The following is a 25,588-nucleotide window of genomic DNA, read 5'->3' on the forward strand; positions in this document are numbered from 1 at the left end:
GATGAAGTCAAGAAGAAATTTTGAGATTTTTCAGTGTGGTTTGCACCCCCTCAAAACACCTTATTGACTTGCCTCTCGGAGCAATTTCCCCTCGAAGCGGGCGGCCATTTTACTGATCCACTTTAATGCGTCAAGCATTTATTTTTGACCCAGTTTTAAGGCTTTCGCCGTACCGGTTTGGATGGGCATTTCCGCAGTGGAAGCCGCTCTCCGTGTCGGCGAGGCGGCATTATAGAGACTAGGATCACATTGGCAAGGGTTTTTATTCTTTTTTTTCTCAACTGAACATAATTCAATCTAAACTTTAAAAATCACAATAAATTGCAACATTAGACAGTCATCACATTCACTTACTAGCAATAAGAAGTCAATATCCGTAATATCAGTCTGACAATTGTATTTATTTTAGTCAGCATTGTTTTCGATTCTTTATGCTACTTCTTCTAACCGACGTTTACTTTTGACGATTATGAAAACATCTATCAGTTTGCTTATTACTGCAATTATCGCACTCTTGGGTGTGTTGCTTTTTAACAACACAGCCCTGATAACAAGTGCAGGTTATGCTTTTGCACTGGGCGCTATTACGACAGGTATTACCCTTTTTCTTTTTTCTACTAAATCTTCTGGCGATATTTCAGCGTCCTCTTCTTCAACCAGTAAAACTATCTATGTAGGCAACCTGCCATATCGGGCTAATGAGAGTGATGTGAAGGAATTGTTCTCTAAATACGGTGAGGTTTTCGCCGTTCGCTTAATGAAGGACAAGCGGACAGGTAAGAGACGTGGTTTTGGTTTCGTCGTAATGGCCGCCGATGATACAGAAAATGCTATCGAGGAATTGAATAACAGCGAATACGGAGAAAGGACGCTTAAAGTAAGAGAAGCGAATGACCCTAGAAAGTCGGAGCGCGTTTAATCGCTGAAAAACCTAATTTGCCCAATTCATTATTCAGTGCTTCCTCATCTTTAACTGGCGCACTGCTAAACGCTAAATGCTTTTTATCACGGAAGGAGGTGCTCAATGCGCCTCTTTCTTTTAATAAAGTATCCACACGATTCGCTATTGCCTTCCCTGAATCAATAACCAAACACTGGTCGCCTAAAATTTCCTCAATTTCGTCACGAAGCAATGGGAAGTGTGTGCAGCCTAATACAATGCAGTCCGTTTTATTAATAAACGGCATTAGGACTTGTTTTAATATTTTTTTATCAACAGGTATACCACGTAATTTTCCCTCTCCCATTTGTACCAGTTCCGTTGAGCCCACCATTTCCACATGGCAATCAGGCGCAAACTCTTCCACCAGCTGCTTAGTATAAGTGCGGTTTACCGTAGCAGGCGTCGCCAGTAAACCAATATGTTTGGTTTTACTCATGGCTGCAGCCGGTTTAATGGCGGGTACGACACCGACAACAGGTATTGACAACAACGAGCGTAGATGAGGGAGCACCAGTGTGCTGGCGGTATTACAGGCGATGACAACCAAGGCAATATCGAGCTCATGGCACAGGGATGCCACCATGCCGCAGACACGCTGGATAAGGATGTCATCGGCAAGCTCCCCGTAGGGGAAAGCAGCATTATCGAAGGCATAAACAATGTGCTGCTCCGGAAGCAATTGGGCGATCTCTTTATAAACAGACAGACCACCCACACCAGAATCAAAAATCAGCACACTTTTCACGCTTGTTTACCTTACTTTATCGACAGCGTCGCAATCATACTGCTCATGACAGCAATTTTAAATCGCTCACCGGTCGAGATGATAGCTCAGATGGTGAAAACGTCCTTCCCTCTCCTCTCCAATGATCGTTACCGACAGCGGCGTTTTAAAACAGGGCGCATTGGTAACCAGAGTATGAAACTCTCCGTCTTCACCACAAGGGTCGCAAGACACAGGCAAGTCATCAAGAAACGGCTTGTCAAAGCGTCTTCCAAGAAAACCGCCATCCAGTTGGTGGGTATCGACGGTCGATAATGTGGTTTCTATTCCGGTACGGATAATCTCTTCTGCCAGGCTTTTGCTGTCTTCGCCTAAAAGCGGAAACACACACTCCCAACCCTGGGGCTCAATATAGCCTCTCCGGTATGCTTCGATGCCATTGCAGAACATATCGCCAAATGCAACCGCCTCTACATTCAGGCCGCTGTTACGAATACCCTCTATAACCGCACTTTGATAAACATCATTGGGCGGAAAAACTTCACTCAGTTCTATCAGCACCAGCGGCAAGCCAATACTTTCTGCCTGCGCCTTAACAATCTCTATCGGTGTCGCCTGGAATGGAACAGCATCAGCGACATAAGTGGTGTAAAGCCCCACTACTTGGTAACTGTCACTTTTTAGAAGTCGGCATAGTGTCAGGGTTGAATCCTTGCCAGATGACCAACTGATAATGACACGTTTTTTCATATAATTGACTGAAAGTAAAAGCCGCCCGTGGACGGCTTTTCACAACGTACGATTAATACGCGAAGTTCAGGTTAACGTAGAATGCACGTTCTGCTGCTGGGTAATCACCCGCAGTTTCATATTCTTTATCGAACAGGTTAGATACCTTCGCGCCCAGAGTAATGTTATTCGATATGTCATACTGTGCGGTCAGATCCCAAACAGAGTAACTACTTAGTGTACCACCGCTCCCGTCCGAGAAATTTGGACGCTCGCCTTGGTACATAAACTGGGTCCCCAAAAGAACATCACCTAACCATACTGAAGTACGCCATTTAACCACTTCTTTTGCTCGACGCGCTAGCTGCATGTTCTTCGTCAGATCTTTGGGATCACGAAGCTCAAGTGACACCTGGTTATAAACAGGACCGAGGTCAAAATCAGCAATCAACTCGATGCCTTTGATGCGCGCTTCCTCCACATTCTTGTTTGTACCCGTTGGATAACTACCAGAGTAAGTGATCAAATTGTCGATATTATTGATGTAGCCATTCAGGCTCCAGCCAATATTATAAGTATTGCCTTCCAAGCCTATTTCAATATTCTCTGACTCTTCAGGCTTCAGATTAACATTCCCTCCAAATCCATAGAGTTTATCAAAACCAGGGGCTTTAAATGCCGTACCATAGCTACTGAAGATGCGGTAATCATCATGCATCTTCCAACTCGCCGCAATCAAACCCGTCGTATTACCACCAAACTGATCGTTCTCGTCATGGCGAACACTTCCTTCGATCAAAACATTGTCTGTCACATTGAAATTGGCTAAACCAAATACACCAATGTTTTCACGAGGATTGTCTTTAATAACATCGATAGCAATCATGTTGCCATCCAGATATCTTTCCGACGTTAGGTCAACCCCACCTGTCACCGCCAATTGTTCATTGACTTGGTAACGCGTCGCCACACTTGCATAGATCTGGCGGATATCGCTGGTCAGGGTTTCATCTGACGGGCTGGCTCCTTCTGAAAAATCGTAGTTTTTCTGTTCACCTAACTCTATGCGCGCCTGAGTATTCCACTTACCCGATGTAAAGCCGGTATCCGCACCAATAGCTTTGCTTTCAACCCAGAGATATTTTTTTGCACCCACATAGTCCGCAAAACCGACTTCATTCTCATACCAACGACCAATGATATTGGAACGCCAGTTTTCACGCGGAGCGTAGCTCAGCCGCAAAGACGCATTTTTACTTTCAAAGCCGTGCTTATCATTTGCTGGCGCAATGTCAGGACGAACGTTGTAACCATCAACTGACTCCAAGCCGCCCATTAATTGCACGGACAAGCTATCATTCACTTTGCGGGTAACACCGACATCAGCAGATGCGGAACCAAAACTACCGCCACCAATACTAAAACGTGTCGCTTCCGCGTCATTACGGGTAATGATGTTGATGACACCACCTATCGCGTCAGAACCATACACCGTGGCACCTGAACCGCGGATCACTTCAATACGCTCCACCGTGTTGAGCGGCAACATATTGAAATCGATCGTTCCCAGCATGGTGCGGGGAAGACGCACACCATCAACCAACACCAACACATGGTTAGAGTTGGTGCCGCGAAGAAAAATAGAGGCCGTTTGACCGCGACCACCATTTTGGCCAATTTCTATGCCTGGTAGGGTTTTGAGGGCGTCAACCAAACTATTGGCCTGAAGCTCTTCTATATCGGAGCGGGTCAACACAGAGACTGGTGCAAGAACAGAAGAAACAGGTTGTTCAAATCGGGAAGCAGTAACAACCAACGTATCATCAACAGAAGGGGGAGTAGATTCGGCGTGCGCAAACACAGCCCACGGCAGCATGCTTGCTGCAAGTAGCTTTTTAGACATATCAGATCCAAATATCGCGTGTATCCAATGATGTCAGGAGATCCTGAAACCATATTGTGACCCAGCTGATATTCGGACTTAGAGACGGCCTACAGTGACGACTTCCCACATTAACATGCAGTGTCTGGCTTTCGCCGTGTCACTTTCGTTTCTCCTTACCGCTGCGCGCCAGTTCCGGATTCTCACCGGATTCCCAGCTGGAGTGAAAGCGCGCCGATTATAGAGAAATCAACGCACATTTGATACAGAGATATTAAGCGCTTGATCTCATTCAACCAGCAAATGAATGAAAAATGCCTGACAACACGTTCAATAGCTGAGACTGACGAACTCGATTTCTTCGACATCCAGCTTCATCTTGATGTAGACCGTCAAGACAAAAAAGAAATTGGCAAGCAAGTTGGCAAAGCGTGGCAGCACGGGCTCAAACGTCACGCCGGATTCGTCCAGACGGTGCAACAGCCGCACGGTTTTCTTCGCGCCGGTTCGGCACTGGTGCAGTGCCATCACACCCACCGGGCCTCGCGGCAGAACAAAGCGGTTAATGCGGCCACGGCTCAGTTCGTTGTAGTGGTCGTATCGGGCATGTAACCATTCCAAGTCTTCTTCAAAGATAGCGTTCTTACCGCGTACTGAGCCATTCAGGTGGTAGATTTTAGGATGCAGGTTTTCCAAATCTTCCCTCACATCATCAAAGCCGTCCGGCAAAGTCGCCAGTGCCATGCCCACCAGACTGCACAGCTCATCGGTGTGGATTTCATAGTCACAAGTCAGCGCCGTTTCGTAGATAAACGGATAACAAATCTCTTTGCGGTTTTTCGGTTTTCGAAAGCTCATGACAAGGCCTGCTTCGGTAAATGTGTGCCAATAGTATCCCAAGGCGCAGGTTTACGCCCCTGCTGGCGAAAAAGTCAGCGAAAAGGCTGGACAATATGGTGCGGCTTCTTACAATTTGCGCTCATTTTTAGTTATGCAGGTTAGGTAATATGAGCAATACCCTGATTGACACCACCCAATATCAGGCACAACTGGACGAGAAAATCGCGCGCATGCAGTCTGCGTTCGAGGCGTTCAATGCACCTGAGCTGGAAGTGTTTCCGTCCCCAGACAAGCACTACCGTATGCGTGCGGAGTTTCGCGTCTGGCATGAAGGGGATGATCTCTATTACATCATGTTCAATCAGGAAACCAAGCAGAAGTACCGTGTGGACCAGTTCCCACAGGCAAGCCGCATCATCAATGATTTGATGCCCCTGCTGCTGGATGCCATCAAACCGGTTGAGAGCCTGCGCCGTAAACTGTTCCAGGTCGATTTTCTCTCTACCTTAAGCGGTGAAGTGCTGGTTTCTATGCTCTACCACCGCCAGCTTGATGAAGAATGGGAAGCCAATGCACGCATGCTGAAGCAGCGTCTGAATGACGAAGGGTTTAACCTGAACCTGATTGGGCGCGCGCGTAAGCAAAAAATCGTGATTGACCGCGACTACGTGGTGGAAAAACTGTCCGTCAACGATCGCACACTGACCTATCAGCAAGTTGAAAACAGCTTCACCCAGCCAAACGGCAAAGTGGCAGAGAAGATGCTGGAATGGGCGATTGACTGTACCCAGGACAGCACCGGCGATCTGCTCGAGCTTTACTGCGGGAATGGTAACTTCTCATTGGCGCTGGCGGAAAACTTTGACCGCGTGCTGGCAACCGAGCTGGCAAAACCCTCGGTGGAATCTGCACAGTGGAACATTGCGGCAAATAACATCGACAATGTACAGATCATCCGGATGTCGGCGGAAGAGTTCACTGAGGCGATGGAAGGCAAACGCGAATTCCGCCGTTTGCAACAGGCGGGCATCGACCTGAAAAGCTACCACTGCAACACCATCTTTGTTGATCCACCACGCTCTGGCATGGATGAAGGCACTTGTCGCATGGTGCAGGGTTATGACCGTATCCTCTACATTTCCTGTAACCCGGAGACATTGAAAGAGAACCTGGAAATTCTGTCTGAAACGCATCGCATCACGCGTTTCGCCCTGTTTGACCAGTTCCCGTATACCCACCACATGGAAGCGGGTGTGCTGCTTGAACGCAAGTAAGCATCCATAAACAGCAAAAGGCGCCGGAAATGGCGCCTTTTTTGTCTCAGCATGCCGCGATTACTCTTCGGCGGCAGCTTCCTCTTTCTTACCGCTGTTGCCCAGCCAGCCCATTTTAAACGCCACCCAGAATGCCAGTACCATAGTGACGATAATAGAGAAGAAATTTCCTCCCAGTTCTGGCACCTGCATACGCACAAACGCCGAATAACCAAACGCACCCACCAGGAAGCAGGCAAACGCGATAATCGGGGTTCCTTCAGTCAGTGGTTGGTTAACATGCTGCTGGTAGAAGCAGTACACCGCGAGTACAAACGCGATAATCGGGAAAGCGGAGAATGCCACACTGTCGACGAAAAGCGTCGCCAGTGATGCACTGCCGCAAAGACCTGCGACCACGGCGAGAAGAAGAAATTTACGCTCTGATTGATGATTCTGTTCCATATTCACTTACCTGCCTGAAGACAACTTATCCTTGAGAGCATTGCGTTCGCGTTCCTTGCGGTACCAGTAAGCGCCTTTCGCAATCATGCGCAGCTGGGTCACCAGACGTTCCGCAAGTTCAGCACGGGCACGCTTGTCCAAATCGAGCGCTTCGGCGCCTGAACTGAACACTAACGTCACACATGCCTCTGCCTGATTATAGGCTTCATCTCGGGTCGATCCGCCTGTCGCCTGGAAATATTCTGTCAGCTCAGCGATAAAGTGTTGAATTTCACGTGCTACGGCAGCACGGAAAGCCGCTGAGGTACCAGAGCGTTCACGCAACAGCAGCCTGAACACATTGGGGCTGCTTTCAATAAATTCCATGAAGGTTTCCACTGACGTGCGGACAACACTGCCTTCTGTGGCAATGCGCTGGCGTGCCTGTCGCATCAACTGACGCAATAACAAGCCACCTTCATCCACCATGGTCAGGCCAAGTTCGTCCATATCTTTGAAGTGGCGGTAAAATGAGGTGGGCGCAATGCCTGCCTCCCGGGCCACTTCACGCAAGCTGAGACTGGAAAAGCTACGGTCCGCGCTGAGCTGGCTGAAAGCCGCATCAATCAGCGTTCGCCGGGTTTTTTCTTTCTGTTGAGCTCTAATTCCCATCGCCAGTGTTTACCTCATGAAATCTAACCGCAAACTATACTCGGTTTTTACACCGAGTTCAGTGGTTATGCATCACTTTCCCAAAAGCGGCATCAGATCAACGACGCTTCATTCAACTCACGCCATAAACAGTTTGTTTTACACCAAGTTGCGTGATCACCTACGCTGAATAAGCGTGTGTTGATTCTAGAAGCATCCACACAGGGTTACACTACCCACGTATTTCTTTACATAACGAAAACAAAAGGCCGTACGGACATGAGCAAAACGACCCCTACATCGTCTAACCATTTTGATGTCATTGTAATAGGCAGTGGACCCGGCGGCGAAGGTGCAGCCATGGGTTTAACCAAAGCCGGCCTTCGCGTGGCGGTAATTGAAAAGGAAGACACCGTTGGCGGCGGCTGTACCCATTGGGGCACCATCCCTTCCAAGGCGCTGAGACACACCGTCAGCCGTATTATTGAGTTTAACCAAAGCCCGATTTACACCCAGGACAACCGCCAGGTACACAGTACCTTTTCCGATATCCTGAGCCACGCACAGTCGGTGATTGGCAAGCAAACACGCATGCGCCAGGGCTTTTACGATCGCAACCTCTGCTCCATCATCCACGGCCAAGCCAGGTTCAGCGGCACCCATGAGATCGAAGTGACCGCCGCGGATGGCAGCATCGATAAATATACCGGGGATAAATTCGTTATCGCGACAGGCTCGCGCCCTTACCGCCCAAAAGATGTCGACTTCAGGCATCCACGGATTTATGACAGCGACTCCATCCTTTCGCTGAAACACGACCCACGCCACGTCATCATTTACGGAGCAGGGGTTATTGGCAGTGAGTATGCGTCTATTTTCCGCGGCCTTGGTATCAAGGTGGATTTGATAAACACCCGCGATCGCCTGCTCTCTTTCCTCGATAATGAAATGTCAGATGCAATCTCTTACCACTTCTGGAACAGCGGCGTGTTGATCAGAAATGATGAGACCTACGAGAAGATTGAAGGCACCAAAGACGGCGTGATCCTGCACCTGCAATCCGGGAAGAAAATGAAAGCAGATTGCCTGCTGTTTGCCAACGGGCGCACCGGTAACACCGATTCACTCAACCTCAAAGCGGTTGGCCTGAAAGCGGATTCACGTGGGCAACTCAAAGTAAACGACAACTATGGCACTGACGTTGAGCATATCTTCGCGGTCGGTGACGTGATTGGTTACCCAAGTCTCGCCAGTGCAGCTTACGATCAGGGCCGTATCGTGGCGCAGGCGATTGCAGAAGGTCAGGCAACAGGCCGCCTGATTGACCATATCCCCACCGGCATTTATACCATTCCGGAAATCAGCTCTGTGGGGAAAACCGAACAGGAACTGACGGCGGCAAAAGTGCCGTACGAAGTCGGCCGTGCCCAGTTCAAACACCTGGCCCGGGCGCAAATTGCGGGGATGGATGTCGGCAGTTTGAAGATTCTTTTCCACCGTGAAACCAAAGAGCTCCTCGGGATCCACTGCTTTGGCGAACGTGCCGCAGAGATCATCCATATCGGCCAGGCGATCTTCGAACAAAAAGGGGAAGGCAACACGCTGGATTACTTTATCAACACCACGTTCAACTATCCCACCATGGCAGAAGCCTATCGGGTGGCGGCATTGAACGGGCTTAACCGCCTGTTTTAATTAAATTCTGGGCATAAAAAACGGAGCATCTGCTCCGTTTTCTACGTCTGGATTCAGTCAAACGTGACGCTAAAACTAGCCTTCCAGCTTCACAATCTGCCGCCACGGCAAATCAGTATCCCCCAGCACGATAAAGTTAGGGTTTTCCAGTGAATCACGCTCGTTGTAGGAAAGCGGCGAAAGCGTCATATCCAGAATGCGTCCTCCCGCTTCTTCAACAATACATTGGGTTGCCGCAGTATCCCACTCCCCGGTCGGGCCAAGGCGCAGGTAGCAGTCCACCGCACCTTCCGCGACCAGACAGGATTTTAACGCTGCTGAACCCAACGGCACTAAATCGTAGTGACGGCTTGGTTCCAGACGATCGGTAATTGCCTTGATATCCTGGCGGCGGCTGATCGCAATAGAAAGCGACGCCAGTTCGTCTTCATGTTTGAGAATCGACAAGCGCTGCTTTTCACCATCAGGCGTCACCTTCCATGCACCATGCCCTTTTGCAGCATAGTAAGAAATGCCGGACACCGGTCCATATACCACACCCAAAACTGGCTGGTTGTTCTCTACCAACGCAATAATGGTCGCGAAATCCCCACTGCCTGCAATAAATTCCTGGGTGCCATCGAGCGGGTCCACCAACCAATAGCGCGCCCAGTTTGCGCGTTCAGCCAATGGAATGCTGATATCTTCTTCAGACAACACAGGAATATCAGGGGTGAGGGCTTGCAGACGCGCCTTTACCAGTTCGTGGGCAGCCATGTCAGCACTGGTCACTGGCGTGTCATCACTTTTTATGTTTTTTTCAAAATCACCGCGCTGATAGATGTCCAGAATCACTTCACCGGATGCCCGGGCAATCTCTATCACCGGTTGAAGCAGTTGTGACAGCTCCATGTAACACTCCTCTTGGGCTCTCACACTACGACTTTGTTGGCGTTTTTTTGGTCACCGAATAATCAATGGCCAGAAAGCGCTCTCATGGCCAACAGCAATGCAGTAATACTACGCGCTTCCCCAAAATCGACGTGAGATAATAATTCTTCTGCCTGTGCGACGGGCCAATGAACCAGTTCCAGCGGCTCGGGTTCATCGCCCTCGAGCTTCTCTGGATAAAGATCCTGCGCCAACATCAGGGTCATCTTGCTGGAAAAATACGACGGTGCCAGCACCACTTCTTTCAGAGGGCGCCATTGATTGGCACCAAAACCGATTTCTTCTTTTAATTCCCGGTTTGCGGCTTCCAGTGGTGTTTCCCCCGGATCAATCAACCCCTTAGGAAAGCCTAGTTCATAACGCTCCGTTCCGGCAGCGTATTCACGCACCAACAGTAAATCGCCGTTTTCTGTCACCGGCACCACCATCACCGCATTGCGGCCACTCGGCTTCATCCGTTCGTAGGTGCGTTTTTCACCGTTACTGAACGCTAAATCCAGGGCTTCAATCTGAAACAGGCGCGACTTGGCCACAACTCTGGCGTCTAAAATTTCAGGTGGAATGTGCTTTTTCATGATTACTTCTCCCGGGAAGGCATTAACCGCTGAAACTCAGGCGATAACGCCCTTCACTGTCCGGATTCCCCAAAAAGCCCAGCTGACGTCTCATGTCTTCTGGAAATGTTTTACCCGGTACAAACCAGCCATCAAGACTGTATTGCTGGTCCGGCGATAACGAGACATTGAATTCTGTTTCAATTGCGTCAGATTTGCTGTCGCCATTGATGACCAACTGGCCGTCATTACATGATAGCTGTGCGACGACCACACCGGGGGCGATGGACCCGATTGGGGAAACCACATTTCCCTGCGACCAGGCCAAATTACCAGCCAATACCTCACAGAAAGGTTTTTGGTTAAACAGGTAATCACGCACCGTTAAATCAAACTGCCCGGACAGCGTAACAGGTATAGGGTAAGCAATAAATGACTGAACGACCTGAGCTGATGTCGTGACCAGCAGGTTGTTGGCATAAACACCTGCGAGACCGTAGCCCACATTCCCGCGAGCCGACAACCCCGCGTTTCCGGAAAGGCGTACATCTACATCGACTTTCCCGGTAAAAAGTTTCAGTGGGTTAAACTGCCATTTGAGCGAACCCATCGGCCTACCCTGCCAGTTTACGCCAGCAGCAGCGCCATTCCACAGCGTACCGGTGATCCCATTTAAGGAAATACCCGGTACTTGCAGCAGGTTTTTCACCACCAGATTGGCAGGAAGATGGACAATGGCGCTGGTAATAAACACAACAAGGAAAAGAACCAACCCAAGGATCACACGTTTCATCTTACCCTCTTCCCAGCTGTAGCCGTTTTACGTCAACCACGCCAAGCGTCTCCGTTTTACCGACATCAATGAACTTCACCTGCACACCATGGTTAACTGACAGATCATCCAACCAACTGATCAACGCATTGAACGGCATGGGTTTAAGCCAGACCTGGATCTCTTCCTGCTGCGGTTGCAAACGCACAATCTCGAGGTTGTAGCGCTTCACCGTGGTGGTGACGGACTGGTTCAGCGGCAAGGCGCTGCCCTGGCTGCGGCTTCCTGTCGCACGGCGCAGCGCTTCGATTTCAGCCGCTTTGCTATTCACCCAACTCAGCAGGTTACGCTCACTGGCAAGACGCTGCTCGGCCTGTTCCGCTTTAGCCTGAAGCGGGCTTACCACGCCCCAATACAGGGTGCCCAGCAAGATGACTGCACTTGCCACGCCCAACAGACGCTGCTCTCGGCGGGACAATCCCTGCCAATAGGCAATCAATGCTTTCATGATGATTTCCTCCGCAGAACAAATGCACCGGTTACTGCCTGTCCGTCGCGGCTCAACTGGCCAAGCTCTGTATTGTATGTAGTGGACAACGCTTCACGCAGTTTTTCAAAATCACCAAAATCTTTACCACGGGCATTAAGACGCAACTCGTCACGGTTTTGGTCGAAACGCAACGCATCAAGCTCAATCGACGGCGCGGCATCCAGCAGCGGTCCAATCTCTGCCATCCAGACCATAATACCGCTTTGGCTACCAGCACCGGAGAGACGGTTGACTTCAGCCTCTACAATCCGCCGCATATAGCTGGTGGTGGGAATGCGTTGGTTTTGTGGCAATAAGGCCCGAACCCTGGCTTCGCTTTGCGTACGGTATTGCGCCGCCTGTGCGTCCATCTGATAAATATTAACCACTTGCTCGATGCCGAGAACCGCCACCAGCAAGCCGGCAGCAATCGCCGCACCACGCCATGGTTTAAGGTATTTGTATATCTGGCTTTGCGGTTTGTATCGCCCGGTCAGCAGGTTATAACGGCTTTTTACCGCCTCCTGGGTCAGCAATAACATCACCAGCTCACAGGGCTCAGCCTGCCAGTTACCGCCCATGCCTTCAGGAAGGGGGGAATAGCTGAACACTGTCGGCAATGTTTCTTCACCACGGCTTTGTCCCAAACTTTGCAGCCACACGGGCAGCCAGGCATCTTCCACCGATCCGCCTTCTGTTTCACCAAAGCGCAACAGCCAGCGGTGGTTGAGGCTAACGGCACTGCAACTGTCTTCATGCAAAGGCAGGCAGAGACAATCCGGCACCAGACGACGAACGGTCAGGTTGGCGTCAGACAGGGCATCCATCCAGCGCTGCATGATCTTGTGCTCTATCACGGCAACCTGTGCCGATTCTCCGTGTTTATCCAGCAAGGTGATATGGGCCTGATCGACATCCTGCGCCAAATCATCTTCAAGCAGGAAAGGTAAGACGGTGCCAAGCTGGCGTTCACTGCCTGCGGGGATCACCGCGGATGTCAATGTCATCGCCGCACTGTCCGCCAATGCAATCACTTCCCTGTCGGTGGCGTAGTCTGTCAGCTGCGACAGATGCTCAGCTTCCCCCGAGGCAATCACTTCCTGCTGAGAGGGTGACCATACCAGCCAAGGGATCGGCTCGTGGGGATCTCTGTTAAGCCTGACTGTCAGGATCTCGATCACTCATTCCTCCAAAGCGGCGGCGGATCACCGTGACCGCGCCGTTGCCACCCCTCTCCAGCAGGGAACGCAATCTCAGCGTCATGCTGTCGAGGGTAATCTCTGTATCCAGTTCAAAATACCGGCTGCGTACGTCGATAAACTGTTGCAACCTTTCGCGTTCTTCTTGATCAATGCCCGCCAATACTGGCTCAGCCATAAAGCTGGCGACATCTTGCCAACCATCAATGGCGTTACGGCCATTGATCAATGTTTTTGCCTGCTCCTCAGAGAGGTTGGGATGGAAAATGGCACTCAAAATCGGTGCCTGTTCCTCCGTCAGCGTGTTGACGTTTACCACCAGCTTATCGCTGGGAATCGCACAAAGCAGTGGGCTGACCTTATCAAACATTTCCTGGGTGACGCCATTCACCGCACGCCACTCTGAAATGTCCGCCATAAAACCATTGGGTATCAAATGTGGCACTGTACGCGCTTCATATTCGCTGTCTTCAACCCCCAACGGCGACTGCACGTTGGTGTTGCCGTCAATGTATTCCCAGGTCGCTGCCGCTGCGGTTTCCGCCTCAAGGCTGTCAATACCCTGTGATTCAATCAACTGCTGAAGTGACGCCACCAGTTTGGGGTTAGTGCCATTTGCTGTCGGTTTGATGTTACGAAGCCCATTGACGTTAAAACAGGCCTGTTTGTCATACACATTGCCGGTCGCCTGCCCACCCTCAAGAGGATAGACCTGATCGCGCACTGCCCATGGCTGGCTTAGGGTCACAGTATCATCACTGTCAATGCTCTGCTCTATACCATAGCGTGCCAGCGCTTCGACTGACTGGGCATACCAATAGGCCTGCTGATAACGCACCTGGCTTTCAGCCCGGTTAAAATTGACAAACATCCGGTTGGACATGCTCACTGCTACCGTGGTCATCAGTGCCATAATAAACAACACCACCAGCAGCGCGACACCGCGTTGGGATTGACGCCTCATCATGATGTCTCTCCCACTGAAGGTGGCAGTGTCTGCCCGGGCAGCAAATAAATACGGGTCAGTTCACCATAACGCTCGGTGTTCAGTGTCACCCGAATGGCCCTTGGCATGGACAGCGGCGCCTCCCACTCGGTCTTCCAGCCATCATCACCCAAGACCTCAAAGCGCAATCCGGTGACCCCTTCCATCAAAGGCATGGCAGCCGGTTCCAGTGCCGAGCTGTTATCCGGATACATCCAGCGGATACGCTCTAAGGTTTCATCCTGAATACGGTAACCGACTTTCACCACTTCCCCCCGGGGAAACAGCTGTTGCGGGTTAATCCAGCCACCACGCACAAAGCGGATGCCCTGCGATTCTGAATCCAGTAAGTCGTCGCCAAACTCAAGCAGTGCTTCCTTGGCCTCGTCACTGCCATTGCGATACTGGCGCGCCAGCATCTGGCGAAAATCGCTGTCCATGATGAGCAGGGTACGCTGCAAACTTTTGAGCGCATTCCCCACTTCTTCGGTCTGGACATTACTGTTGATGACATTACGAAAAATCTGGTTCGCCGCCACGCTCAGGGTGGCGAAAATCATCAGCGCCAGCAGTACCTCAATCAGGGTAAAGCCTTGATTGGTGCCTTTACCTTTACTCTGCCGGTACATACGTCCTCACGGTGACCAATGAGTGTTGTCTGGTTTCATTTTTCCAGACAATCATATCCACGGCGCGAAGCAGGTTATCCGCAGTTGCCACAGGTTTGAGGGTCCAAAACCATGTGCGTCCCGCAAGCTCAGAGCTGCCATTTTTGGCCGAAGACAGCTTTTTTCCGTCCAACACAAACAGCGCCAGCTCGTTGTCTGCCACCATGGACGCAAACGTTTTCTCTTCCAGCGCGCCCAGCGAGTTCACATGTTGACCGGTCGCATTCAGCACGGCCATCGCTGCCACAGCGAACACCGCCATCGCCACCAGCACTTCAATCAGGGTAAAGCCGCGATGCGTTCTCACTCTTTATCCTCATTCAAGTTTTTCACTTCAAACGTTGCCACATCGTTGCCTGTCACCTGCCAGAGGCGTTTATTATCCGCGATAAACGTCAGGGTGAACGGAATGATTTCCCCGTTCCCCATCAACACCACCTGCGGTTGGGGAGGCTGGTTCTCCTCTTCAGCAAACAGCTCGTCGTCGAACAGGCTTTCGCGATCGAACAGGCGATCCTCTTCGGCCACAAAACCGGACACTTCCAGATCCAGTTCCAACGCCGGCGGCAAGGTTACTGATGTCACACTGCGGCCTTTTTCCACCGGCACCCAGTCATCGTGGGTCAGGCGGAGCAGCTGGTAGCCGTCTTTGTCGACGTTCAGACCAAAGGTTTGCCCGGTAAGCAGTGATTGCTCCGTCCAAAGCTGGATCAACTGATAGAAACGTTGTGCTTCTTCTTTGGCATCATCACTGCTGTTTTGAGGAAGGTTGGGCACCACAATCACGGCGCTGATAGACAGCAACAGCAGCACCAGCAGAATTTCCAGCAATGTAAACCCGGACGGGCGCCCCCTTTTCATCGATTATTTAATGTCCAGCATGTTCCAGTTACCGATGTCCTGGTTCACACCTTCTCCCCCTTCCTGGCCATCCGCGCCCAGGGTGAAGATATCTACCGTGCCATGTTCTCCGGGATTCAGGTACTGGTACTCGTTGCCCCATGGATCTTGTGGCAAACGCTTGATGTAACCACCCTCACGGTAATTACGGGGCTCTGGCGAAGAGCTAGGCTTGGAAACCAGTGCATCCAGACCCTGATCGGTGGTTGGGTACACGCTGTTGTCCAGACGGTACATATCCAGCGCCCCTTCCAGTGCACTGATGTCTGTCACCGCTTTTTGCTGATCGGCTTTGTCTTTGTTACCCAGCAGGTTTGGTACCACCAAACTCGCCAGTACACCCAAAATGACGATCACAACCATGATTTCCAGCAGGGTAAAGCCCTGTTGACGACGTTGCATTTTCTATCTCTCCTGAAAAAACGCTGCCTGGCAGCGAGTTTGGGTTACACGCCCACAATATTGTTGAGCTGGATAATGGGCATGAGGGTTGCCACAACAATAAACAGCACGATACCGGCCATGGCAATAATCAGTGCCGGGCCAAAGATACCGAGTGCAATATTCACCTGTGATTCAAAGTCTCTGTCCTGATTATCTGCCGCACGGGTCAGCATCTGCTCCAGTTCACCGCTTCGCTCACCACTGGCAATCATGTGCAGCATCATGGGAGGAAACAGCTTGGACTTTTCGAGCGAAATGCGAAGACTTGAGCCTTCACGTACCCGGTCTGACGCTTCGAGCACGCGGGCTTTTACCCAGGTGTTGGTCATCACATTTGCAGCCACTTTCATCCCATCCAGCAATGGAATAGCACTGGACGTACAAATCGACAACGTACGGGCAAAGCGCGAGGTGTTCAGGCCACGTGCTACCCGTCCAATGACCGGCATATTAAGCACATTTCTGTCCCATGCAAGCCGGCGCTTTTCATTCCTGAGCATGATTTTTGCCAGCATAAACAGGGCGATAACCACCACTAACACCAGTAAGCCCCAGTGGGTGACAAAATCACTGGCAGCCAGCAGCACCTGGGTAATGTTTGGCAACTCGGCACCGGTTTGCAGAAACTGGCCGACAATATCCGGCACCACGGTCGCCAGCAGGAAGGCCACGATACCAATCGCTGCCACGGTCAGCACCATGGGATACACCATGGCCTGAATCAGTTTGTTTTTGACCTGTTGCCGGTTTTCCACGTAATCGGCAAGGCGCTCAAGCACCGGGCCAAGGTGGCCGGATTTTTCCCCTGCCGCTACCATGGCGCGGAAAAGCTGATCAAACACATGGGGATAGTCGCCAAGGCTGTCTGAGAGGGTATAGCCTTCAACAACACGGGCACGCACCCCGGTCAGCATGTTTTTCAGGCGCTGCTTTTCCGTCTGATCAGCCACCGCCTTGATGCACTCTTCAAGCGGCATCGCTGCCTGTACCAGCGTCGCCAGCTGACGGGTGATCAATGCCAGTTCATTGGTGCTGATCCCTCGCTTAAAGCCGACAGGGGAGGATTGCTTTTGCTGTTCTTTCTCATGTGTTTGCGCCACATCCATCGGCACCAGCTGTTTTTCTCGCAACAGTTGGCGTGCCTGACGGGCCGTGTCGGCTTCAATCACGCCTTTCACGGTCCGGCCTTTGGCATTCAACGCTTTGTATTCAAACGCTGCCATCAGCCCTCCCGTGTCACACGCAGTATTTCTTCAAGCGTGGTGATACCCTGACGCACTTTCATCAGGCCATCATCCCGGATACTCGGCGTCGTTTGACGAATATAACGTTCTATTGCCTGCTCTCCCGCTTCATTGTGGATAAGCTCTTGCACCTGGGTATCAACCACCAACAATTCATGAATACCGGTACGGCCCCGGTACCCTTTGTGATTACACTTCTCACAACCTGTTGCTTTATAAAGGGTCAACGGTTCATGTTCGTCGAGATCAAACCAACGTTTGCTCTGGGTATCTGCGTCATAAGGCGCTTTACAATCAGGACAAAGGGTGCGAACCAGCCGCTGTGCCAACACCCCTAACAGGGATGACGACACCAGAAACGGTTCAATGCCCATGTCACGCAGACGGGTCACAGCACCGACAGCAGTGTTGGTGTGAAGGGTTGACATCACCAGGTGACCGGTCAATGAGGCCTGCACCGCGATTTGTGCGGTTTCAAGGTCTCGGATCTCCCCCACCATCACCACATCCGGGTCCTGGCGCAAAATGGCGCGCAGTCCACGGGCAAAAGTCATGTCGACCTTGGTGTTGACCTGAGTCTGGCCGATGCCATCGATATCAAATTCAATCGGGTCTTCAACGGTGAGAATATTGCGCTCGGCGCTGTTAAGCTCCGTCAACCCCGCATACAGGGTGGTCGATTTACCCGAGCCGGTAGGCCCGGTCACCAATAAGATACCGTGTGGGCGTTTGATCAGGTGCTGAAAATTATCATGCACATGGCGGGTCATGCCAAGGCTTTCCAGATCCAGCTGGGTGGCGTTCTTATCCAGAAGGCGCAGTACTACCCGTTCGCCGTGGGATGACGGCATAGTGGACACCCGCACATCTACCGCCCGGCCACCGATACGCAGCGAAATACGGCCATCCTGTGGCACACGCTTCTCTGCAATATCAAGACGCGCCATCACCTTGATGCGTGAGACCAACAAGGGGGCCAGCTTACGGTTCGGGCTCAGCACCTCACGAAGTACGCCATCCACACGGAAACGAATGGACAGGGTTTTCTCAAAGGTTTCGATATGGATATCAGATGCCGTTTCTTTGATGGCCTCACCCAACATGGCATTGATCAGTTTGATGATTGGGGCATCGTCTTCTGACTCCAGCAAGTCTTCGCTTTGTGGCAGCTCTTCTGCCAACGCAAAGAAGTCATCACTGTCTGCGCCAATGTCCTGCATCAGTTGTTGCGCTTCCGATGAGTCGCGCTGGTAGAGTTCGGTCAGCTTGGGTTCAAAATCGTCAGTGCGCAGCTGGATTGGGGTAAAACTCTGCCCCAGCACCCGACGAACTTCATTGAGTACGGCGGGTTTGGGCTGGTCACGATAGTAGAGCAAATAACCCTTATCGGTACACTCAATCGCCACACCATGGCGCTTGGCAAAACCAAATGGCAAACGGATCACCGACATGTTTGCCACCTCAGACAGTGTATCCATGGCCTGAATCTGTTCAGTTTCCGTTTCTGGGGACTGCTTTTCCATGGCGTTACCTCAGCTCCGCCATGATCGCTCGCACTTCTGCCGGCAAGGTCGCGTCTGAACCAAACTCTGGCAATACCGGTGTTTTCACGCCCGGCATCAGTTTGACTTCTTCCTGTGCACGGAAAATCTGCTCTGCACGGATATAGTTGTACTTGCGCTGTGTGATGCCATCTGCGGTCAGGCCGGTACGGATAATGGTCGGCTTGATAAACAACATCAGGTTACGTTTGGTTTTACCCGATGAGGTTGACTTGAACAGGTGACCCAATAGTGGGATATCGCCAAGCAGTGGCACCTTTTGCTCACTCTCATTGGTCTGCTCATCAATCAGGCCGCTCAGTACAATCATTTGCTGATCAGCGGCTAACACCGAGGTGGTCAGCTGGCGCTTACCAAAACGGATATCGACTGCACCGCTGGCCCCCAGCACATTGGAGATTTCCTGTTCAATATTGAGCTGTACGGAATCCCCTTCGTTGATTTGCGGGGTGATCTTGAGTTTGACACCCACGTCTTTACGTTCCACAGTCTGGAACGGGTTGTCGTTGTTTGAGCCGGTAGTAGAGCCGGTGACAACGGGCACTTCCTCACCGACGATGAAAGACGCTTCTTCATTATCCAGCACCATCAGGCTGGGGGATGACAGGATGTTGGAATCGCTGTTGCTTGACACAGCCGTCACCAGTGCCGTCCAGTCACCGAGTACCACCCCTGCAGCCAGCCCGCTGACACCGCCCAGTACTTCCGCAATCGCGGTTGGGTCGCCAGATTCAGTGATAGGCACCTCAACGGGAATATTGTCGCGATCAAATCGGGTTTCAGTGGTGGTTTTATCCTTGGCTTTCTCCTGCGCCGCCAGATAATTGGTGATCGGCACGCCGGTATTGCCAAACTGAATACCGCCGCCGTCCAGTGATCCCCACTGGATACCAAGGTTGGCACCATCACTTTCTGACATTTCCACGATCATCGCTTCAATCAGCACCTGGGCACGACGGATATCCAGCTGGGCAATCACGCCTTCCAGCGCACGCAGAATATCGGGTGGCGCGGTGATAACCAGGGCGTTTGTCCCTTTGTGTGCTGAGATTTTGACATTATTTGCGTTCGCACCTAGCGCCTTCTGGCCACCCTGTTTTTCGGCGAGCAGATTCTCGGAGACGCCCTGCAGCACATCCACCACGTCTTCCGCTTTGGCATAGCGAAGGTAAATTACCCGGTTATTGCCCACCGTTGCCATTTCACGGTCAAGCTGGGAGATCAAGCGGCGGATACGGTCACGCACCTGCGGCTCGCCGGAGATAAGCACGGAATTGGTGCGCTCATCAGCGACAAAACTCGGCTGGAGCAACTCGGGGGTATTTTTGCCATCGCCCTGTTTATTGAGGCTTTCGACAATGCGTACCATTTCAGAGGCCGAAGCATGCTTGAGGTGAACCACATCCACTTCTTTGTTCCCGGCCTGGTCAACACGCTCAATGATGTCTGCCAGACGGTTCACCACCGCGGCACGACCAGTGATCATGATGACGTTGGCAGGGTCATAGTGCACCACGTTACCAGCTCCGGCATTGTCAATCAGTTGGCGCAGCAGGGGCGACAGCTCGCGTACAGAGACATTTTTTACTGACACAACGCGGGTCACCACCGCATCACCCTGGATATTATCGTCACCCACCACCGGAATGGCCGATTGCTTGGCATCTTTATCACGCACCACTTTCAGCACGCCGTTTTCCATCTCAACGACGGCAAAACCATACACAGACAACACGTTGAGAAAGAACTGGTAGTACTGATCTTCATTCAGCACGTCATAGCTGCGAACATTGACTTTACCGCGCACAGACGGATCAACGATGATGGTTTTCTCAAGGTTGCGTCCAACAATCTCGATGAACTCCTGAATATCTGTTCCCTTGAAACTGGCACTGAATTCTGTCGCCCACGCGCCGACGCTCTGCATAGCAAGCACACCGGCCAGTAACCAGGTTGATTTACGTTTCTTCCACGTATTCACTTTGTTCTCCGTTTTCAGTCCGCTTACAGACTGATATATATTTCGTGCAACTGACCGTCACGCAAGACGGTGAGATTGATTTCTGACGCATCAGACAAGCTTTGCCAGATACGGTTCATCTCTGCCGGGTTGCTTAAATCCGCGCCATTGATACCCACCGCGACGTCCCCACTCTGCAAACCAGCTTGTTCAAACAGGCGGCTATCACTGCCAGGACCCAGGCGGTAGCCCACCAGTCCTTCATCGTTTCTTTCCTGAGAGAGTGTGATGTATTTAAGCAAGGATTGCGGATTGTTCATGATTTCCGCTTTCACATTGCTGAGATCAGCCTGTCCGGTGTTTTGCGGAACATTCCGTGGCGATGATGGCCTCCTGACAGGTGCAGACCCTGATGTGTTGTAATCCACCCCAGCCAGCATCAGGGCTTCATCCCGTCCATTGTTGCGAAGAATAACGCGATCATTGAGTACCTGACGCAGGGTAACCCGCGTTCCCTCAATGGCTTCGCCAATACCGTAGGTTTTCTGCGAGCCACGGTTATCAATCACCGCCAAGCCACGCTGGGGATCAGAGCTTGCAACCAGACCGACCAGCGTCAGGTTGAGGCGGGTCCGGGGCGCATCAACAACAGGTTCCGGCTTTTTCTCGACAGGCGCGCTGGCACTATAGCGGCCGAAAAAGTGACGGTTAACCAATTGATCGAGGCGATAGGCAGGTTTCTGGACATTCATGCCCGCACTGATCACCGGCAAACTGGCAGGCATATCAGGTACCGTATCCGGTACCCAAAACCACACCAAACGTCCCAGCGTCCAGGCCAGCATCAATACCAGTACCCGTGTCACCCATTTTGCAAGGTTGGCGGGAAAGGCTTTGCCAAGTCGTAATTGCACCCACGTGGGTAAGCGTTTTATCCCAAAATTCGCAGACATGCTTTTCCTGTTACCAATACCGGCATTTCACTGCCATTCAGTCAATTGCCGCTTTTAGCACCCGAATGTAAGAGTGATGAATAAGGTCACCAATTTACCCGTTTTCCTTAGCTTTGCCGATAAGAGAGAAGCCATTTTTGTCTGAATGATTCCATTGCGGCTTGAAAGTTAAACGATTGGGCACCATAAAAGAGCGCTAATTGTGATGCTGATCGGATTAACGAAACATGGTAAGTTTAGCCACTCGAATGTAAAGGAGTGTGTAGTGGGCTCAAGACACGACAATGTTAACCAAGATTTGCAGGTACGGCTGGACAAATGGCTGTGGGCAGCGCGTTTCTACAAAACCCGCACACTGGCCAGAAACATGATTGATGGCGGTAAAGTCCATTACAATGGTCAGCGCTCCAAACCAAGCAAACTGGTGGAAGTCGGCGCCGAAATCAAACTCAGACAAGGGTTTGACGAAAAAACCGTGATCGTCGTGAAACTCAGTGAGCAGCGACGTGGCGCGCCAGAAGCACAGGCACTCTACCGGGAAACCGATGAAAGCGCGTTTCGCAGGGAACAACGTAGCCTTGAGCGACAGTTTCACGCACATAACCCAAGTCCAGATCGTCGTCCTGACAAGAAGCAGCGACGCGATATCCTCAAATTTAGACACAGTAACGATTAACGCCGGAGAAGTTATCCCATGGCACAAGACAGTCTGCACCGTTACTTGTTCGATGGCGTCTCTGTACGCGGCGAACTGGTTCAACTTTCAGATTCATTCCAACAGCTGACCGGCAGCAAAGACTATCCGGCACCGATCAAAGCCCTGCTGGGTGAACTGATGGTCGCAACCAGCCTGCTGACCGCAACCCTGAAATTTGAAGGCAGCATCACGGTACAAATCCAGGGTGATGGCCCTGTATCACTGGTTGTGATCAACGGAAACCACAATCAGGTTATGCGCGGTACGGCGCGCTGGAATAGCGACACCCTGCCGGAAAATGGCACCTTGCCAGCGCTGATGGGTAAAGGTCACATCGTGATCACCATCGAGCCTGAGCAGGGAGAGCGTTATCAGGGTATTGTGGGCTTGGAAGGTGACACACTGGAAGCCTGCCTGGAAGACTATTTTACCCGCTCCGAACAATTGAAAACCCGACTGTGGCTACGTACCGGTGAGGTAGACGGCCAGGCGAAAGCCGCAGGTATGTTGCTGCAAATCCTGCCGGATGGCCAGGGTAAAGAAGATGATTTCGATCACCTGGCGCAACTGACCGAAACCGTGAAGAACGAAGAACTGTTTACCTTGGAAGCGGAAGAAGTGTTATACCGTCTTTACCATCAGGAAACAGTAAAAGTCTACGAGCCCAAAAGTGTGACATTCAAGTGTTCATGCTCGCGTGAGCGCAGTGCGTCAGCGATTGCTGCGATTGAACGTCAGGAAGTGGAAAAAATGGTCGAAGAGACCGGAAACATCAAACTTCACTGCGACTATTGCGGCGCTGATTACGAGTTCGACTCTGTTGATATTTCTGCAATTTTTGATCAAAACGGTCCATCTTCAGAAACCATTCACTAATAATTTTCTTTGATAATTAACGGTCAAAGACCCCGCAAAAAAACCGGCTATCATGCCGGTTTTCTATTCAAAACATCCTAATTTTGCAAAAGAAGTTCACAACTAGCCCATCTCTTATTTTTGCACAAATATTAACCATAATCCTGTAGCACACATACGCAACATAACGGTAATATTATAAGCACAGGCTAATTAAGGCCGTTACAAGCCATTAATTTGTTTATGGTTGTTTTTTGAGTTAACTCTCTGAATTGGCCAATTCAGGTTGCTAGCATGGACGACAGTTACATTACATCTTACCCAAGGAGCACCTATGACTGTCATGAACGTCGCAAAAAAGGTTGCAAATAGTATCGATTTATCAAAACACGGCTTACACGATGTTAAGGAAATTGTTCGAAATCCTACTTACGAGCAACTCTTCATCGAAGAAACCAAACCAGAGCTGGAAGGCTATGAAAGGGGCACGGTTACCGAGTTAGGCGCTGTGGCTGTTGACACCGGAATTTTTACCGGTCGTTCGCCCAAAGACAAATACATTGTGCGCGACGACACCACCAAGGATACCCTTTGGTGGTCAGATCAAGGCGCCAACGACAACAAACCAATAGATCAGCATGTCTGGAATGACCTAAAAGCCCTCGTCACCCGCCAACTGTCAGGCAAACGCGTGTTTGTCGTTGATGGCTACTGCGGTGCCAACCCAGATACCCGCCTTAGCATCCGCGTGATCACTGAAGTGGCCTGGCAGGCACATTTCGTGAAAAACATGTTTATCCGCCCAACAGAAGAAGAGCTGGAAAACTTTGAGCCTGATTTCGTGGTGATGAATGGCGCAAAATGCGTCAATGATAAGTGGCAGGAGCATGGTCTGAACTCCGAAAACTTCACGGTCTTTAACCTGACCGAGCGTATGCAGCTTATCGGCGGCACCTGGTACGGCGGCGAGATGAAGAAAGGCATGTTCGCCATGATGAACTACTTCCTGCCGCTCAAAGATATCGCCTCCATGCACTGCTCTGCCAACATGGGACAGGATGGTGATGTGGCGATCTTCTTTGGTCTGTCAGGCACCGGGAAAACCACCCTGTCTACCGACCCAAAACGCGCCCTTATCGGCGATGATGAGCACGGTTGGGACGACAATGGTGTGTTCAACTTTGAAGGCGGCTGCTACGCGAAAACCATCAAACTGTCGAAAGAAGCGGAACCTGACATCTATAACGCTATCCGCCGCGATGCGCTGCTGGAAAACGTGACGGTGCGTAAAAACGGTTCTATCGACTTCAATGACGGCTCAAAAACCGAAAATACCCGCGTCTCTTACCCGATCTATCACATTGAAAACATTGTGAAGCCAGTATCCAAAGGTGGTCATGCCAACAAGGTGATTTTCCTGTCTGCTGATGCCTTCGGTGTATTGCCACCGGTCTCCAAGCTGACACCAGAACAGACCAAGTACCACTTCCTGTCAGGCTTTACCGCCAAACTGGCCGGTACTGAACGTGGTATCACTGAGCCAACACCAACCTTCTCAGCCTGTTTTGGTAACGCATTCCTGACGCTGCATCCAACCAAATATGCGGAAGTGTTGGTGAAACGCATGGAAGCGGCAGGTGCAGAAGCCTATCTGGTCAATACCGGCTGGAACGGCTCCGGCAAGCGTATTTCGATCAAAGACACCCGCGCGATCATTGATGCAATTCTGGATGGCTCGATTGAAGAAGCCGAAACCAAAGTGATCCCTATCTTCAATCTGGAGGTACCAGTGAAACTGCACGATGTTGACCCGGATATCCTTGACCCGCGTGACACCTACGTTGACCCGCTGCAATGGCAAAGCAAAGCGGAAGATCTGGCCAAGCGCTTTATCGACAACTTCGCGAAATACACGGATACCCCAGAAGGTGAAGCGCTGGTGAAAGCCGGTCCACAGCTCGATTAAACCACAAACATGACAATACCAAGCCCCCAGCTCCGGGGGCTTTTTTACTCCCTGGTTTGCCGTACAATCTCTAAATTCCTTTACGGCCCTGGCGTTGAAGCATATTACTGCTTGAATAACGTTGATTTTTACGCCAACCTCAATAGCATCGCGGCGTAACATGCTGCCTATTACTACGCATCAGATAACCCAAAAGAGAACATCGCCAA

General features: G+C 51.1%; 26 protein-coding genes and 1 riboswitch. Of the genes, 6 read left to right on the forward strand and 20 right to left on the reverse strand.

From position 1 onward, the window contains the following. Window positions 1-469 precede the first annotated feature (469 nt). The gene (locus VHA_RS00690) at window positions 470-919 is read left to right on the forward strand and encodes an RNA recognition motif domain-containing protein (protein ID WP_040527924.1); all 450 of its coding nucleotides are present in this window, start codon (window positions 470-472) and stop codon (window positions 917-919) included. On the opposite strand, the gene murI is transcribed toward VHA_RS00690, so the two are convergent. The 4 genes from murI to VHA_RS00710 form a co-directional block, all read right to left on the reverse strand. Beyond that, window positions 897-1,688: a glutamate racemase gene (murI, locus tag VHA_RS00695; RefSeq protein WP_005500832.1), complete on the reverse strand. Its 792-nt coding sequence runs from the start codon at window positions 1,686-1,688 to the stop codon at window positions 897-899. The two genes, VHA_RS00690 and murI, sit on opposite strands and share 23 nt — an antisense overlap. Before the next feature lie 66 nt (window positions 1,689-1,754). Then, window positions 1,755-2,417, reverse strand: coding sequence for a Dph6-related ATP pyrophosphatase (locus VHA_RS00700; RefSeq protein ID WP_005500834.1), 663 nt, complete (start codon window positions 2,415-2,417; stop codon window positions 1,755-1,757). A 52-nt stretch (window positions 2,418-2,469) separates the two neighbouring features. Further along, window positions 2,470-4,299: a TonB-dependent receptor domain-containing protein gene (locus VHA_RS00705; protein ID WP_005500836.1), complete on the reverse strand. Its 1,830-nt coding sequence runs from the start codon at window positions 4,297-4,299 to the stop codon at window positions 2,470-2,472. 46 nt (window positions 4,300-4,345) lie between these two features. Then, a riboswitch (cobalamin riboswitch) is annotated at window positions 4,346-4,532 on the reverse strand. A gap of 76 nt (window positions 4,533-4,608) precedes the next feature. Beyond that, a complete protein-coding gene (locus VHA_RS00710) occupies window positions 4,609-5,136 on the reverse strand; it encodes an ATP--cob(I)alamin adenosyltransferase (RefSeq protein WP_005500839.1) in 528 nt (175 codons plus the stop codon). Window positions 5,137-5,285: 149 nt separating this feature from the next. Between VHA_RS00710 and trmA the strand changes: the two genes are divergently transcribed. Then, entirely contained in the window at window positions 5,286-6,392 is a 1,107-nt protein-coding gene (gene trmA, locus VHA_RS00715) for a tRNA (uridine(54)-C5)-methyltransferase TrmA (RefSeq protein WP_005500841.1), read from the forward strand. A gap of 60 nt (window positions 6,393-6,452) precedes the next feature. On the opposite strand, the gene VHA_RS00720 is transcribed toward trmA, so the two are convergent. Further along, window positions 6,453-6,836 carry a YijD family membrane protein gene (locus VHA_RS00720; protein ID WP_005500843.1) on the reverse strand — a complete coding sequence of 128 codons (384 nt, stop codon included), beginning with the start codon at window positions 6,834-6,836 and terminating at the stop codon, window positions 6,453-6,455. A 6-nt stretch (window positions 6,837-6,842) separates the two neighbouring features. Next, entirely contained in the window at window positions 6,843-7,487 is a 645-nt protein-coding gene (gene fabR / locus VHA_RS00725) for an HTH-type transcriptional repressor FabR (RefSeq protein WP_005500845.1), read from the reverse strand. A 258-nt stretch (window positions 7,488-7,745) separates the two neighbouring features. On the opposite strand from fabR, the gene sthA reads away from it, so the two are divergent. Beyond that, the gene (sthA, locus tag VHA_RS00730) at window positions 7,746-9,161 is read left to right on the forward strand and encodes a Si-specific NAD(P)(+) transhydrogenase (RefSeq protein WP_040527927.1); all 1,416 of its coding nucleotides are present in this window, start codon (window positions 7,746-7,748) and stop codon (window positions 9,159-9,161) included. Window positions 9,162-9,236: 75 nt separating this feature from the next. Here sthA and cysQ read toward each other — a convergent pair whose 3' ends face one another. The 14 genes from cysQ to gspC all read right to left on the reverse strand — a co-directional run bounded on the left by cysQ (window position 9,237) and on the right by gspC (window position 21,861). Then, the gene (gene cysQ, locus VHA_RS00735; RefSeq protein WP_005500848.1) at window positions 9,237-10,052 is read right to left on the reverse strand and encodes a 3'(2'),5'-bisphosphate nucleotidase CysQ; all 816 of its coding nucleotides are present in this window, start codon (window positions 10,050-10,052) and stop codon (window positions 9,237-9,239) included. Window positions 10,053-10,114: 62 nt separating this feature from the next. After that, complete coding sequence (nudE, locus tag VHA_RS00740; protein ID WP_005500849.1) at window positions 10,115-10,666, reverse strand: ADP compounds hydrolase NudE; 552 nt, start codon at window positions 10,664-10,666, stop codon at window positions 10,115-10,117. A gap of 22 nt (window positions 10,667-10,688) precedes the next feature. Then, window positions 10,689-11,438: a type II secretion system protein N gene (locus tag VHA_RS00745; RefSeq protein ID WP_005500850.1), complete on the reverse strand. Its 750-nt coding sequence runs from the start codon at window positions 11,436-11,438 to the stop codon at window positions 10,689-10,691. A gap of 1 nt (window position 11,439) precedes the next feature. Then, window positions 11,440-11,925, reverse strand: coding sequence for a type II secretion system protein M (locus VHA_RS00750; protein WP_005500851.1), 486 nt, complete (start codon window positions 11,923-11,925; stop codon window positions 11,440-11,442). Then, window positions 11,922-13,127 (reverse strand): type II secretion system protein GspL, encoded by a 1,206-nt coding sequence (gene gspL, locus VHA_RS00755; RefSeq protein WP_005500852.1) that lies wholly within the window; start codon window positions 13,125-13,127, stop codon window positions 11,922-11,924. Before gspL ends, VHA_RS00750 begins: the two co-directional genes overlap by 4 nt. Further along, entirely contained in the window at window positions 13,099-14,112 is a 1,014-nt protein-coding gene (gene gspK, locus VHA_RS00760; RefSeq protein ID WP_005500853.1) for a type II secretion system minor pseudopilin GspK, read from the reverse strand. The genes gspL and gspK overlap by 29 nt, the downstream gene beginning before the upstream one ends. Next, window positions 14,109-14,759, reverse strand: coding sequence for a type II secretion system minor pseudopilin GspJ (gspJ, locus tag VHA_RS00765; RefSeq protein WP_005500860.1), 651 nt, complete (start codon window positions 14,757-14,759; stop codon window positions 14,109-14,111). The genes gspK and gspJ overlap by 4 nt, the downstream gene beginning before the upstream one ends. Next, on the reverse strand, window positions 14,743-15,105 hold the full coding sequence (gene gspI / locus VHA_RS00770; protein ID WP_005500869.1) for a type II secretion system minor pseudopilin GspI: 363 nt from the start codon (window positions 15,103-15,105) through the stop codon (window positions 14,743-14,745). The genes gspJ and gspI overlap by 17 nt, the downstream gene beginning before the upstream one ends. Continuing rightward, complete coding sequence (gspH, locus tag VHA_RS00775) at window positions 15,102-15,659, reverse strand: type II secretion system minor pseudopilin GspH (protein ID WP_040527931.1); 558 nt, start codon at window positions 15,657-15,659, stop codon at window positions 15,102-15,104. Before gspH ends, gspI begins: the two co-directional genes overlap by 4 nt. Window positions 15,660-15,662: 3 nt before the next feature. Then, a complete protein-coding gene (gspG, locus tag VHA_RS00780) occupies window positions 15,663-16,100 on the reverse strand; it encodes a type II secretion system major pseudopilin GspG (RefSeq protein WP_005500878.1) in 438 nt (145 codons plus the stop codon). 44 nt (window positions 16,101-16,144) lie between these two features. Next, window positions 16,145-17,365 (reverse strand): type II secretion system inner membrane protein GspF, encoded by a 1,221-nt coding sequence (gene gspF / locus VHA_RS00785; protein WP_005500880.1) that lies wholly within the window; start codon window positions 17,363-17,365, stop codon window positions 16,145-16,147. Then, window positions 17,365-18,864, reverse strand: coding sequence for a type II secretion system ATPase GspE (gene gspE / locus VHA_RS00790; RefSeq protein ID WP_104439941.1), 1,500 nt, complete (start codon window positions 18,862-18,864; stop codon window positions 17,365-17,367). Before gspE ends, gspF begins: the two co-directional genes overlap by 1 nt. 49 nt (window positions 18,865-18,913) lie before the next feature. After that, window positions 18,914-20,929, reverse strand: a complete 2,016-nt coding sequence (gene gspD, locus VHA_RS00795; protein WP_005500884.1) for a type II secretion system secretin GspD — start codon at window positions 20,927-20,929, stop codon at window positions 18,914-18,916. Between the two features lie 23 nt (window positions 20,930-20,952). Then, a complete protein-coding gene (gene gspC, locus VHA_RS00800; RefSeq protein ID WP_005500886.1) occupies window positions 20,953-21,861 on the reverse strand; it encodes a type II secretion system protein GspC in 909 nt (302 codons plus the stop codon). Between the two features lie 265 nt (window positions 21,862-22,126). Here gspC and hslR point away from each other — a divergent pair, with 265 nt between their 5' ends. From hslR to pckA, 3 genes are all read left to right on the forward strand, one after another. Next, complete coding sequence (gene hslR, locus VHA_RS00805; RefSeq protein WP_005500888.1) at window positions 22,127-22,537, forward strand: ribosome-associated heat shock protein Hsp15; 411 nt, start codon at window positions 22,127-22,129, stop codon at window positions 22,535-22,537. 18 nt (window positions 22,538-22,555) lie between these two features. Then, window positions 22,556-23,434: an Hsp33 family molecular chaperone HslO gene (gene hslO, locus VHA_RS00810; RefSeq protein ID WP_005500890.1), complete on the forward strand. Its 879-nt coding sequence runs from the start codon at window positions 22,556-22,558 to the stop codon at window positions 23,432-23,434. 313 nt (window positions 23,435-23,747) lie between these two features. Next, on the forward strand, window positions 23,748-25,379 hold the full coding sequence (gene pckA / locus VHA_RS00815; protein WP_005500892.1) for a phosphoenolpyruvate carboxykinase (ATP): 1,632 nt from the start codon (window positions 23,748-23,750) through the stop codon (window positions 25,377-25,379). Window positions 25,380-25,588 lie beyond the last annotated feature (209 nt).

Origin of the sequence: Grimontia hollisae CIP 101886, from assembly GCF_000176515.1 — a bacterium.
Taxonomy (GTDB): Bacteria; Pseudomonadota; Gammaproteobacteria; order Enterobacterales; family Vibrionaceae; genus Enterovibrio; species Enterovibrio hollisae.

Excerpts from the sequence above, each read along its gene's own strand:
- VHA_RS00690 (WP_040527924.1), top strand. The coding sequence starts at position 470 with ATGAAAACATCTATCAGTTTGCTTATTACTGCAATTATCGCACTCTTG.
- VHA_RS00700 (WP_005500834.1), bottom strand. The coding sequence starts at position 2,417 with ATGAAAAAACGTGTCATTATCAGTTGGTCATCTGGCAAGGATTCAACC.
- VHA_RS00705 (WP_005500836.1), bottom strand. The coding sequence starts at position 4,299 with ATGTCTAAAAAGCTACTTGCAGCAAGCATGCTGCCGTGGGCTGTGTTT.
- VHA_RS00710 (WP_005500839.1), bottom strand. The coding sequence starts at position 5,136 with ATGAGCTTTCGAAAACCGAAAAACCGCAAAGAGATTTGTTATCCGTTT.
- trmA (WP_005500841.1), top strand. The coding sequence starts at position 5,286 with ATGAGCAATACCCTGATTGACACCACCCAATATCAGGCACAACTGGAC.
- VHA_RS00720 (WP_005500843.1), bottom strand. The coding sequence starts at position 6,836 with ATGGAACAGAATCATCAATCAGAGCGTAAATTTCTTCTTCTCGCCGTG.
- fabR (WP_005500845.1), bottom strand. The coding sequence starts at position 7,487 with ATGGGAATTAGAGCTCAACAGAAAGAAAAAACCCGGCGAACGCTGATT.
- sthA (WP_040527927.1), top strand. The coding sequence starts at position 7,746 with ATGAGCAAAACGACCCCTACATCGTCTAACCATTTTGATGTCATTGTA.
- cysQ (WP_005500848.1), bottom strand. The coding sequence starts at position 10,052 with ATGGAGCTGTCACAACTGCTTCAACCGGTGATAGAGATTGCCCGGGCA.
- nudE (WP_005500849.1), bottom strand. The coding sequence starts at position 10,666 with ATGAAAAAGCACATTCCACCTGAAATTTTAGACGCCAGAGTTGTGGCC.
- VHA_RS00745 (WP_005500850.1), bottom strand. The coding sequence starts at position 11,438 with ATGAAACGTGTGATCCTTGGGTTGGTTCTTTTCCTTGTTGTGTTTATT.
- VHA_RS00750 (WP_005500851.1), bottom strand. The coding sequence starts at position 11,925 with ATGAAAGCATTGATTGCCTATTGGCAGGGATTGTCCCGCCGAGAGCAG.
- gspK (WP_005500853.1), bottom strand. The coding sequence starts at position 14,112 with ATGATGAGGCGTCAATCCCAACGCGGTGTCGCGCTGCTGGTGGTGTTG.
- gspJ (WP_005500860.1), bottom strand. The coding sequence starts at position 14,759 with ATGTACCGGCAGAGTAAAGGTAAAGGCACCAATCAAGGCTTTACCCTG.
- gspH (WP_040527931.1), bottom strand. The coding sequence starts at position 15,659 with ATGAAAAGGGGGCGCCCGTCCGGGTTTACATTGCTGGAAATTCTGCTG.
- gspG (WP_005500878.1), bottom strand. The coding sequence starts at position 16,100 with ATGCAACGTCGTCAACAGGGCTTTACCCTGCTGGAAATCATGGTTGTG.
- gspF (WP_005500880.1), bottom strand. The coding sequence starts at position 17,365 with ATGGCAGCGTTTGAATACAAAGCGTTGAATGCCAAAGGCCGGACCGTG.
- gspE (WP_104439941.1), bottom strand. The coding sequence starts at position 18,864 with ATGGATACACTGTCTGAGGTGGCAAACATGTCGGTGATCCGTTTGCCA.
- gspC (WP_005500886.1), bottom strand. The coding sequence starts at position 21,861 with ATGTCTGCGAATTTTGGGATAAAACGCTTACCCACGTGGGTGCAATTA.
- hslO (WP_005500890.1), top strand. The coding sequence starts at position 22,556 with ATGGCACAAGACAGTCTGCACCGTTACTTGTTCGATGGCGTCTCTGTA.
- pckA (WP_005500892.1), top strand. The coding sequence starts at position 23,748 with ATGACTGTCATGAACGTCGCAAAAAAGGTTGCAAATAGTATCGATTTA.